Origin of the sequence: Arthrobacter sp. NPDC089319 (assembly GCF_040684925.1) — a bacterium.
In the GTDB taxonomy this organism is placed as follows: domain Bacteria; phylum Actinomycetota; class Actinomycetes; order Actinomycetales; family Micrococcaceae; genus Crystallibacter.
This window is the reverse complement of sequence record NZ_JBFBGZ010000010.1, coordinates 64,026-74,976: the sequence shown is the minus strand read 5'-3', so window position 1 is coordinate 74,976 and position 10,951 is coordinate 64,026. Positions and strand designations below refer to the sequence as shown.

The window sequence follows — 10,951 nt, the reverse complement described above, 5'->3', positions numbered from 1 at the left end:
GGCCCTGTTTTGTTTCGTGTGGAATTTTCTAACTGTTTGGAAGTTCCTTCAGCTTAGAAGCGAGCTGCCCGCGTGTCAAAGACATTGCTTCGTGGCGAAACAAACATCCTTGTGTTCCGGGAAGGGCCATCTTGAAGAAGATTAGGATCCGCATTCGGATTCGTCCGGTTCGCCGCTAAGGCGACTGGCCCAGATGAGGCATACGCTCCTTGCTCCATGAGCCGACCCCTCAGCTGGCAGCCCCGGGGTAGGGGCTGCCAGCAACCTTCACCCAAGGATGCGCAGAGCGCACTGAGCGATTGGATAAATCATTGACTGACAACATGAACGTTTACAAGGACGGCGACCAGTGGAAGGCGAAGCGCCAGGGCGCGTCGCGCGCCTCGGTTGTCGCCGACACTCAGCAGCAGGCCTATGACCGAGGGCGGAACATTCTTTCGCGCTCTGGTGGTGGCGATATCTCTGTCCATGGGCTGAATGGCAAGATCCGTGATAAGAACACGATTAAGCCTGCCCGCGATCCTCGCAGCACAAAAGGCTGACCAGTGCTGGATGTCCCGCCGTTCCCATGAGCGGCGGGACATCCAGGTGGTCAATGTCAGTGTCCGGCCTACTTTAGGAATTGATTACGTCGTCTTCGGCCGGATCGTAATAGCCGAAGCCGACATACTCCATCTCAGAAGCCTGTACAACCAAAACGTTGATTCCTTCCAGTGGGAGCACCTTGTCTCAACCTGGTGGTCGATGCGAAAGCTGACCGCTCAAAACCATGGACCGATCCGGCCCGTCGTTGGCGTCCGGGTTGAAGCTATCTAGTTGCCCAAAGATCCAAAGACCGCTTTTCATTTGCACACTCACCATGATCTTGGCGGTGGGGTCTTTACTTTGAGCATAGGCCCACCCCGAGATATTCCGCTACGAGGCTAAGCATGCTCGACGCCGGTCACTATTTAAAAGTTGGACCGGGACCTTTGAACCGCATGACGCCGGGGACCTGCGATTCTCCAGACACTATCTGGACAATTGGCACTGCCCATGACTCGCAGGGTCCGCTGTTTGCTGCCCGCCCAGGCGGCGAAACACGTAACGGGGCAGCGGGGGAGGGATGATCTTGCATCGGATGAAACCGAATATGCAACCTTTTAGTTTACGTAACGTCGGTTATCGGCTTATTGAAATGTTGCTGGTAGACGCTGCAAAGGCCCTACCTTACCTCCCAGTGAGGGATCTATCAGCTGGCGGCGGACCTTCAGTGCACCGCGCTATATGGCTAGCTGTTGATCCTTCGGAAGCGTGGAAGAGTTACTTCTTCTGTAACGCTGTCGAACAGCACTTCGACGGCATCGCCGATTTTCAAATCATGGGCATCGACGTCAACGACATTCGTCAGAACGAGCGGACCCTCGTCAAGCTCGACGATGCTCACATTGTAAGGAAGGGAATCAGCGAAACCAGGATGGTAAGCCTTATGGAAGATCGTGAATGTATGAACAATTCCACGTCCTGACGCGGCCGTCCAGCGCAGCGCCCCACCACAGGCCGGGCACGCCATTGAGGCGGGCAGATTGTATCGTTCACACCGCTCACAAACCTGGACGAGTAGTGTGTGCTCGCGAGCCGCCGCCCAATATGGCCGGTCAATTGGAGAAATCGCCGGGAGTGGACGATTATAGTGTGTCACTTTGCCCCCTTACTCAGGATCATGGCCGCTTCTGCGTAGTCCATGTTTGGAGTGGAAGTGATGCCGCCGTGCCCGCTTACGAAAGCCGTCTCGGCTCCCGCAACCTGACTGGCACCTGATTCCTCGCGTAGCTGACGGACAGCCTCGACGATTGGTGTAAACCCTTGCTGATAACTCCATGCCAGCTCTCCTCCCGCAGTGTTGGTTGGAAGAAGTCCGTCGAGTTGAAGGTTTCCGTCCTCGATGTAGCGCCCTCCCTCTCCAATTGGACAAAACCCGTAGGCCTCCAAAGCCATCAGGACAGTGATCGTGAAACAGTCGTATAGCTGCGCGGTGTCGATCTCGTCGGCTCTCATTCCCGCCATCCCGAAGGCCCTCTCCCGCGCTCGTTCTACGCCCATAATGCTGTATTTAGTCCGCTCGTAGTCAACGCCGAACGATGATGACATACCGATGCCGGAAATCATCACGGGCCGGGTCGCCAAGTGATGTGCCCGGTCGGCCTTCGTAACTATGAACGTAGTTCCACCGTCCGCGACAAGGCAGTAGTCATACTTATTAAGTGGGTCCGCCACCGGTGTTGCGCTGAGGTATTCCTGCATGGTAAGAGAACGGTTGTGCAGGATGGCTTCAGGGCGCATCGATGCATAGGTTCGCGCCGAAAGGGCCACTTGCCCAAGTTGCTCTTTCGTCGTGCCGAACAAGTGCATATGTCTGCGCGCTGCGAGGGCATGATCTGCGCCTGGCGAATACATTCCGTACGTCCCGAAATTGTCCACATCTACACTAAGACCCCCTCCGTTTGTGCCGGCCTGCCCGACCAGGGCGCCACGGCTACGGGACGTATCGGCGTAGCTCACCGCCACCACGTTCGCCTGACCTGACTCAATCGCCGCGCATGCGGCGAGTATGCAGGCGATGGCGCTGCTTCCGCCGCCTTCTACAGCCCACACGAAATTCGGGATGACACCCAGCATCTTCATAACGTCTCCGCCATGGCCGTATGCGGCATCGCTAATGCCGTCCTGATAGACGTAGCCATCGACATCAATTGGTTGAAGCCCGGCGTCCGAGCAAGCGAGTTGAAGCGCCTGCACCCGAAGGTCGATTCCCCGTAGCCCCGGCGTTAGTCCCTGCTCCGTGACTCCTAGTCCAACTATTGCGAACTGATCGCGTGCCAGCATGTCTTCTCCTCAGGTCCGTGGCGTCACACTATCAGGACTATACGCAAATTATAAGTAGGGTTGACAGTGTGGCCAGTCTCACTTAGAAATTGTTAGTGGAAGTAAATTCTTCTATCTAGAGCAAGAGCAAATGACTGGCTTTCGCCAGGGAAGGTGCGGCATAACATGAGCGTTGAAGAAATGGGTCTCCTCAGCGAGGATCTCGCCGTCGTCGAAGAAGTCGAGTTCCTGAGCGACGGCGTCACTGTACGGGGGGATTTTTACCGTCCGAAGGGCCCGGCCCCTTATCCAACCATCGTGATGGCTGGCGGTTGGTGCTACGTGAAGGAATTGCGTCAGCCGCAGTACGCAATGGAGTTCGTCAAACGCGGTTTTGCAGTACTAGTGTTCGACTACCGAAATATCGGTGCCAGCGACGGCGCCTTCCGCCAACATCTCGATCCGTGGGATCAAATCGCCGACTACAAGAACGCGATCACTTACCTCACAAATCGGGCGGACGTCGACTCGGAGCGGATCGGCGCATGGGGCATTTCGTATAGCGGTGGCCACGTACTGATCCTTGGAGCTATTGACGATCGCGTAAAGGCTGTCGTTTCCAACGTCCCCGTGATTGATGGCTACCTGAACATGTGGCGAGTTCACGGCACGGAACGCTTCCGAAAGCTAAAGCGCCTCGTCGCCGAGGCGCGCCAGCACTTCGCTCAGACCGGCGAGCACACCTACATGGGGATGTCTGCATCGCCGCAGGCAACGGATGCGCCGCTCACCACTTGGCCCCTAGACGAGGTCCGGGACACGTTCGTCATGCTCAAAGAGACTCAGGCGCCTCGGCATGAGCACCGAAATACCGTTGCCTCGGTGGAGAATCTCATGGCCTACAATGCAGCTCCATACGCTCATAGGTTGATCAACGTCCCCACCATGATGATTGTGGCCAATGACGACGACATCACCCTTTGGGACGTGGAGCTGGACGTTTTCAACTCGATTCCCTGCCCTACAAAGGAATGGGTCGTCCTACCTGGCATCGATCACATGACCCTCTACAGCGACCTAACAGCACTGGACTACGCGGCAAAGGCGGCTGGTAGCTGGTTCAGCGAACACCTAACGTCTCGCTCAACGTTGGCTAACGACGTCGCGCGGTTCGGATAGCACATGCAAGCGAGTAGAGGGGAAACGATCGTCATGCCCGTTGAGGCTCCGGATGTCCAGTCGGTTTCGGCAGGACCGCTCGTGGATCGGCTCGCCCTTTACGAGCAGTTGTGCACAATCCGCGAGTTCGAGCTGGTGGTCTCGGCGGAGTACGCCGCAGGGAGGATCCCCGGGTTCGTCCACACTGCCCTTGGCCAAGAAGCTTCGGCTTTGGGCGCGTGCACACCGCTGGCGGCAAGCGACTGGATCACTTCAAATCACCGAGGGCACGCACACTGTCTTGCCAAGGGAATGAGTGCGCGCGAAATGCTAGCCGAACTATACGGGCGCGCTAGCGGATCCGTGGGCGGACGCGGAGGGTCGATGCACATCGCCGATCCCACCATCGGAATCCTCGGTGCCAATGGCATCGTCGGTGCAGGATTGCCGATCGCAGTCGGCGCGGCTTTGGCCGCACGCCTGGGTAACACGGGTGCTGTGTCCGTTGCATTCTTCGGCGACGGGGCTGTCGCCCAAGGCTTCTTTCACGAGTCGATAAATCTCGCTGCGCTGTTGCGCCTGCCGGTGATCTTCTTTTGCGAAAATAACGGCTATGCCGAGTTTACAGCCGCTGCCGACGGCCACCCTGTGACGCTTTCCCAACGCGCGGGGGGGTATGGCGTACCGTATATAGCGGTCGATGGAAGCGACCTGTTCCAGGTCATCGAAACGATGACCAGCGCCGTCACAGAAGCGCGGTCCAATGGCCCGCTTGTGGTTGAAGCTTTCGTGTCTCGATTCCACGGACACTACGAAGGCGACCAACAAAAGTACCGCGATTCGCAACATCTCCAAGAGGCACTCGAACGTGACCCGATCATACGGGCGAAGACGATCCTCCTCAATGAGGGAGTAAGCCCCAGCACCCTGCTCGACATCGAGAAGCGTGCCGCGACTGCAATCGCCGCCGCGGCTGAATGGGCGTGGAACGAACCGGATCCTGAAGTGGGCGGTGCTGCGGATTACGTCCTACAGCTTGAGCCCGCGGTCAAGGAGAAGGGCCTGATCGCGGGTGAGCAGATGAAGTATATCGAGGCAATTAGAAAAGCGATCTCCGATGGACTGGAAGACGCGCCCGACGCCTTCTTCGCCGGAATCGATGTAGCAAAGGGGGGAGGAGTGTTCGGAGTGTCCCGCGGTTTGTGGGATCGGTTCGGAGACCGCGTCATCGATACTCCGATCTCCGAGTCAGCGCTCCTCGGCCTAGCAGTCGGAGGCGCAATGGCTGGCGGCACCCCGTTGGTCGAGGTCATGTACGTCGATTTCATCGGAGCTGCCTTCGACCAGATTCTCAATCAGGCGGCGAAGATGCATTTCATGACCGCTGGACGGGCGAAGCTGGGAATGACAATCCGAACGCAGTTTGGTGCGGGCAAGTCGGCAGGCAGCCAGCATTCGCAAAGCCTCGAGGCGTTGCTCGCGCACATCCCCGGCCTCACTGTTGTGATGCCCGCGACCTCCTCTGACGCCTACGGGTTATTGCGAACCGCGATGGAGAGCCCGAACCCCGTCGTCTTCATTGAGAACCGCGGACTCTACGGGCGGCGCTCTCCTGCTCCAGTGCGCGACCATCGAGTCCCTATCGGCCGCGCAAGGATCGTCCGGTCCGGCACTGACGTGACTGTGGTGTCATACTCCCGCATGGTACTTACGTGCGCGGAGGTCGCCGAGGAGCTGGAAAGCGAAGGTATCTCGGTCGAAGTCATCGATCTCCGTACAATCTCACCCTGGGACCGGGCGCAGGTCATGGAGTCAGTCAAGAAGACGAGTCGCCTCGTCATCGTCCACGAGGCAGTCGAGCAATTCGGGGTGGGCGCAGAAATCGCGGCCTACGCCGCCCGTCACGGTTTCTGGTACCTGGACGCGCCGATCGTGCGCGTAGCAGCGAAGTTCTCGCCGGCACCCTACTCTCCGCCCTTGGAGCGAGAGTGGCTGCCTAACGCTCTGGAGATCTCGCAGACGATCCGCGACACCGTTGCATTCTGAGAGCGAGCAAAATAATGTCACTAACGCCCACATTCGCGAACCGTCATAGTTATCCGGCTCACCAGCTAGATAGTACGACGATCACAGACTTGCTCCTGAAAAACGTAACCGAACGAGCCGACGAGTTGTATGTCATCGATGGTGCCGTGCGACTGACCGTCGCTGACATCGCCAGAGAAGCCGCTCGATGGCAGAAGCTGCTCCAACGTCACGGTGTGGCCGAAGGTGACGTCGTTTTAGTGCAGTTACCCAACCGCTGGGAAATTATTGCAATCCTGCACGCCATCTGGGGTCTCGGTGCAATCGCGAATCCTGTCACCCCGATATATAGAGGGCACGAATTGGGGGTTATCCTATCACTTTGGAACCCCAAGGTCATCATTGCTGCCGACCAATCTGCGGCTTTGGCCCAGGCAACGGTCTCTTCGCATGCCGGTGAGGAAGCGCCTGTGGTGCTGGATCTGACGACAACGAATATTCCAGATGCCCCGCCACCTTTTGCGCGAGTACCTCTCAACCAAGACGCCATCGCACTGCTCATGTACACCTCGGGTACCACGGGGCGTCCGAAAGGGGTTCTACATACCCACGCGACACTGATCGGTGAGTCAACCTCTCTGGATACGGTATTCGGCCTTGAGGGCGAAAGGGTTTTCATGCCGTCACCACTGACTCATATCACGGGACTTCTCTACGGAGTCTTGATGCCGTTGATCACCCGCTCACTGGTTGTGCTTCAGGATCGCTGGGATCCGCTGGTCGCGATGCGGGTGATCGAGCAGGAAGAGTGCGATATGACTGTCGGCGCAACGCCCTTCCTTCAGGGTCTGGCTGAAGCCTACGGCGAGTTCGAACGTACTAGTCATCTTCGGTTGTTTATCTGCGGGGGAGCTGACATCCCGGCAAGTCTCGTTGAGATTGCCGAAACGAAAATGAAGACACAGGTAGCCCGTACCTATGGCTCGACGGAAATACCGACGCTGTGCACCGTGCATCCCCACTCCGAAACAAAGGTGCGCATGCACACGGAGGGACATCCTATCGGCGCGAATCGTGCGCGGCTCGTCTCCGTACGGGACGGCGTCGGCAGTCTTGAAGTTCACGGTCCGGAACTCTTCGTCGGATATGCGGACGCGGCGGATAACGCGTCCGCATTTGCGCACGACGGGTGGTTCCGCACCGGTGATCTCGCGCGAATCGACGAGGACGGCTCCATCACGATCGTCGGTCGCGAGAAAGACATCATCGTCAGGGGTGGCGAAAATATTAGCGCGAAAGAGGTCGAAGACCTCTTGGTCCAACATCCCGCTATCCGCGATGTCGCCGTTGTCGGCTTCGCCGACACGCTAATGGGCGAACGAGCATGCGCCGTTGTCGTCGCTGATGGACGGATCAACCTTCAGGAAATCACTCGTCACCTGGCTTCGTTTGATCTGGCTGTTCAAAAGTACCCCGAGGCGCTTCTCGCTGTAGAAGCACTCCCCCGCACGCCTTCGGGCAAAGTGCAAAAGCATATTTTGCGCGAGTTGCTGGTCGGCTCCCCTGCTCTTGAAATCCGCTCGCTGCCACGAAAGAAGATGACATGAGACAAGACATAACATTCTGTAGTGAAGGAACGACTATCCGCGGTTGGCTCTACCTGCCTGAGGAGGGCGAGGGTCCATTCCCTCTCGTTGTCATGGCTGGTGGATGGTGTTATGTGAAGGAGATTGTACAACCCCACTATGCTGAGGAATTCGCTTCGCGGGGAATCGCGGCGCTTCTTTTCGACTATCGGAATTTCGGCGACAGCGATGGCGACCGGCGGCAGCACATCGACCCGCATGCGCAGATCGAAGATTACCGCAACGCCATCTCTTACGCCGAGACGTTGCCGGAGATTGATGCGACCCGCATTGGTGCGTGGGGACTTTCGTACAGCGGAGGACACGCGCTCGTTCTCGCAGCGATCGACAGCCGCGTACGTTGTATCGTGTCGCAGATACCGGTAATCGATGGATACCTAAACATGAGGCTGAACCATGGGACGGTAAATTTTCGGCGTCTGGAGGCCGAGATCCTCGATGCACGGCGGCGCCGCTTCACGGACGGCGTGGACGTCATGGTCCCCCACTTCACCCTGGATACCGCCGCGGAGACTTCGGCTTGGCCTTTTCCCGAAGGATATGGCGTTTTCGACGCGTTCCGGACCGGTGTAGCACCCAATTACAGTTTCAACTCCACACTCGAGTCGGTTGACCTCCTAATGTCCTACGACGTCCGTCCATACCTGCCACGCATAGTGAACACTCCTACACTCGTAATCGTGGCCGAGAACGACGACATCACGTTATGGGACCAGGAGATCGCGGCTTACAACGCGATCCCTACCACTCGGAAGGACCTGAAGGTTATCCCTAAGTCCGACCACCTTGCGCTCTACAGCAATCGTTCGTTGCTGGAGCAGTGCGCTCAGCACGCCGGCGACTGGTTCGAGCAGGAGCTATCAAAGATGAAGTCCTGACGGATGCCGGAATGGGGGCGGCGGGGCACCAGGGCGGCGTCCGGGATCCCCCGCGGCTCCCATCACCGGTAGCGGTCCGTCCACGTCTTCGCGGTCGTCACAGCGCGCGGCCCGGTGCTCGGTCAGCTCTCGTCCCCCACGAGCTACGCGGCTTGACCCGGAAAGCACGGCGCTGGCGTGGGTTAATTAGGACAATAGGACCTCCGGTTGGTGGCCCCACTCCGTTTAGATCACGACGCTGTTCACATCCGTATATGGCCCCGACGCGGTCGCGAACTCCAAAGGCCTAACTACCGCCTACAACATCGCGCACTCTTGTATCGACCAGTATGCTGCTTCCAAGTTCAGAGGCTGGAGTTCACCTAAGTTGTCTCCATCATCGAAAGTGCTAGTGATGCGACAGTATCTACGGAATTTTTTTAGAAGGCCAAGCCAAAGGCCAAGCCTTTGTCTCGATTGCGGGCACAGATTTACACCAGAAAACTCTTGGATGGGCGCCATGATTGGTGTTTCTCCGCAGCCAGGTGACTGCGATGTTGCAGGTTCCTCTCGAGAACTATGCGGATGTCGAACACCGGGACACTTCCGTTACTGAAGGTGTGCAAACCTCGTGCCCTTTTGGAGCTGTGCGCTTGTGATCCGGTGTCGTCCCCCGCATCGATTACCGCCGATCAGCATGGCTCGTATAAAGATGTGGTGAATCGGACCGTGGATCGTGCTTCGAGGCCTATTCGGAGCGCGTGCGGTCGCTGCTGGCCAGGAAGCCTACGCTGTCGGCCAGGTGCTGGACGAACACGATGGCTTGAAGGGGTCCGTCCTGACCCGGCCGGAGTGCCTGCCGGCTGCCCCGGTACCGGCTGGTCCATGAACCTGGCCGGGCATTGCAGTGCGACCTGGGTTCCTGGGCGGATTCAATCGGTGAATGCAATTTTGTAGTCGGGCTCAGGCTACCTGTGGCAGGAGTAGCTCGGTCAGTGCTTGGGCCGGAATCTTTAGGTTCAGCGTTGGTCGCGGCCTGCTGTTGAGTTTGTCCTGGACGCGGCGGAGGTCCTCGGGAGTATGGCCGGCGAGGTCGCTGCCCTTCTCAAACCAGTGCCGCAATAAGCGGTTGGTGTTTTCGTTGGAGCCTCGCTGCCAGGGCGAGTACGGATCGCAGAAGTAGACCGGCGCTTGCAGCTCAAGCATGATCCGGTCGTAGTCGGCGAGTTCGACCCCGCGGTCCCAAGTGATCGAGCGGCGCAGATGCCAGGGTAGTTCGGCCATGGCCTTCAGCATCGATTCGGCGACGGTATGGGCGGTATGGTCCCCGGGCAAATGCAGCAGAATCGTGAACCTGGTCGATCGTTCGACGAGCGTGCCGATCGCCGATGTGTTGCCGGCACCGAGGATGAGATCCCCTTCCCAGTGTCCGGGCACGGCACGGTCCTGAACGGTTGGAGGACGCTGGCGGATGGTCAGCGCATCTTCGTAGCGGCTGCCCCGCATGCTGGTTGTTCGGCTGTGGGAGCGTCGGGAACTGCGTTTGAGGCTCAAGCAGCGGTAGAGGTCCTGACGAAGGACACCCCGGCCTTGAACGTAAAGGCATTGGTAGATCGTCTCGTGCGATACCTGCATGTCTCTATTCTCCGGGTAGAGACTTTTGAGGACGTCGGAGATCAGTTTCGGGCTCCACCCGTCGTCCATGTTGTCCTCGACGAACTTGACCAGTTCCGGGCTGGCCAACAGCTTGAACCCTTTGGGCCGCTTGAGCTGCTTCTCGGCGTTGCGCTGGGCGCATCTGGCGTCATAGATGCTGTCCTTGTTCAGGTTGCGGTGCCGCTCACGGCTGATCACGCTCGGATCCCTGCCCAGTTCTTTGGCGATCCTGGCTTGTTTCCACCCGTCCTGGAGCCGCAGTTGGATCATGCACCGTTCATAGAAGGTCACCGGGCCCGTGCACGGGCCTGCCGGTGCAGCCGGGATGTCATCCGGGGTCAGTCCCCGCGGTTTCTTCGGCCGCGGTATCCCGCCGATCGCGCCTAGTTGCAGTTTCACGTCGCCCAGTCTTGCCCACCGGGTCCTGCCTTGGTCGTAGGTCAGTCCCGCCTCGCGTGAGGCCGCCAGCATGGATACGCCGGATCTGACCAGCTCCACGAAATGCAGCGAGGCAGAATCAGTGAATTCCCACGGTCCGCGGCTCCTGACGGCAGGCTTGGGGCGGGGTGGCTTCGGCAGGCCGCCCAGCCTGCCGCCCTGCAGCTCCCGGCCATCAAGCTTTGCCCACTGCGTTCTTCCCTGGTCGTAAGACAAGCCAGCCTGGTACGACGCCTTCTTCAGTGAGAGCCCGGAACGGACCAACTCAACAAGACGAATCGACGCTGGATCGGAGAAATCCATGCAACAACCCCTTTCAGGTTGTTG

Annotated in this window: 9 protein-coding genes; 5 read left to right on the top strand and 4 right to left on the bottom strand. The window is 58.5% G+C overall.

Features of this window, described 5'->3' with window-relative positions:
* Positions 1 to 323: 323 nt before the first annotated feature.
* Positions 324 to 542, top strand: coding sequence for a DUF2188 domain-containing protein (locus AB0N75_RS15015; RefSeq protein WP_364651502.1), 219 nt, complete (start codon positions 324 to 326; stop codon positions 540 to 542).
* A gap of 187 nt (positions 543 to 729) precedes the next feature.
* Here the strand turns inward: AB0N75_RS15015 and AB0N75_RS15010 are convergent, their stop codons facing one another.
* From AB0N75_RS15010 to AB0N75_RS15000, 3 genes are all read right to left on the bottom strand, one after another.
* A complete protein-coding gene (locus tag AB0N75_RS15010) occupies positions 730 to 909 on the bottom strand; it encodes a DUF6338 family protein (protein ID WP_364651644.1) in 180 nt (59 codons plus the stop codon).
* 361 nt (positions 910 to 1,270) lie between these two features.
* The gene (locus AB0N75_RS15005; RefSeq protein WP_364651499.1) at positions 1,271 to 1,681 is read right to left on the bottom strand and encodes a Zn-ribbon domain-containing OB-fold protein; all 411 of its coding nucleotides are present in this window, start codon (positions 1,679 to 1,681) and stop codon (positions 1,271 to 1,273) included.
* On the bottom strand, positions 1,678 to 2,865 hold the full coding sequence (locus AB0N75_RS15000) for a hypothetical protein (RefSeq protein ID WP_364651496.1): 1,188 nt from the start codon (positions 2,863 to 2,865) through the stop codon (positions 1,678 to 1,680). Before AB0N75_RS15000 ends, AB0N75_RS15005 begins: the two co-directional genes overlap by 4 nt.
* Before the next feature lie 165 nt (positions 2,866 to 3,030).
* Here AB0N75_RS15000 and AB0N75_RS14995 point away from each other — a divergent pair, with 165 nt between their 5' ends.
* The 4 genes from AB0N75_RS14995 (at position 3,031) to AB0N75_RS14980 (ending at position 8,551) form a co-directional block, all read left to right on the top strand.
* Positions 3,031 to 4,023: an alpha/beta fold hydrolase gene (locus AB0N75_RS14995; protein ID WP_364651493.1), complete on the top strand. Its 993-nt coding sequence runs from the start codon at positions 3,031 to 3,033 to the stop codon at positions 4,021 to 4,023.
* Between the two features lie 3 nt (positions 4,024 to 4,026).
* Positions 4,027 to 6,048 carry a dehydrogenase E1 component subunit alpha/beta gene (locus AB0N75_RS14990; protein WP_364651491.1) on the top strand — a complete coding sequence of 674 codons (2,022 nt, stop codon included), beginning with the start codon at positions 4,027 to 4,029 and terminating at the stop codon, positions 6,046 to 6,048.
* Between the two features lie 89 nt (positions 6,049 to 6,137).
* Entirely contained in the window at positions 6,138 to 7,634 is a 1,497-nt protein-coding gene (locus tag AB0N75_RS14985; RefSeq protein WP_364651488.1) for an AMP-binding protein, read from the top strand.
* Entirely contained in the window at positions 7,631 to 8,551 is a 921-nt protein-coding gene (locus AB0N75_RS14980) for an alpha/beta hydrolase (protein WP_364651485.1), read from the top strand. The genes AB0N75_RS14985 and AB0N75_RS14980 overlap by 4 nt, the downstream gene beginning before the upstream one ends.
* A 942-nt stretch (positions 8,552 to 9,493) precedes the next feature.
* Here AB0N75_RS14980 and AB0N75_RS14975 read toward each other — a convergent pair.
* Positions 9,494 to 10,927: an IS30 family transposase gene (locus AB0N75_RS14975; RefSeq protein ID WP_364651482.1), complete on the bottom strand. Its 1,434-nt coding sequence runs from the start codon at positions 10,925 to 10,927 to the stop codon at positions 9,494 to 9,496.
* Between the last annotated feature and the right edge of the window lie 24 nt (positions 10,928 to 10,951).

Bases quoted from the DNA above. Each gene is read 5' to 3' on its own strand.
- AB0N75_RS14975 (WP_364651482.1), bottom strand. From the start codon at position 10,927: ATGGATTTCTCCGATCCAGCGTCGATTCGTCTTGTTGAGTTGGTCCGT.
- AB0N75_RS14990 (WP_364651491.1), top strand. From the start codon at position 4,027: ATGCAAGCGAGTAGAGGGGAAACGATCGTCATGCCCGTTGAGGCTCCG.
- AB0N75_RS15015 (WP_364651502.1), top strand. From the start codon at position 324: ATGAACGTTTACAAGGACGGCGACCAGTGGAAGGCGAAGCGCCAGGGC.
- AB0N75_RS14995 (WP_364651493.1), top strand. From the start codon at position 3,031: ATGAGCGTTGAAGAAATGGGTCTCCTCAGCGAGGATCTCGCCGTCGTC.
- AB0N75_RS14980 (WP_364651485.1), top strand. From the start codon at position 7,631: ATGAGACAAGACATAACATTCTGTAGTGAAGGAACGACTATCCGCGGT.
- AB0N75_RS15000 (WP_364651496.1), bottom strand. From the start codon at position 2,865: ATGCTGGCACGCGATCAGTTCGCAATAGTTGGACTAGGAGTCACGGAG.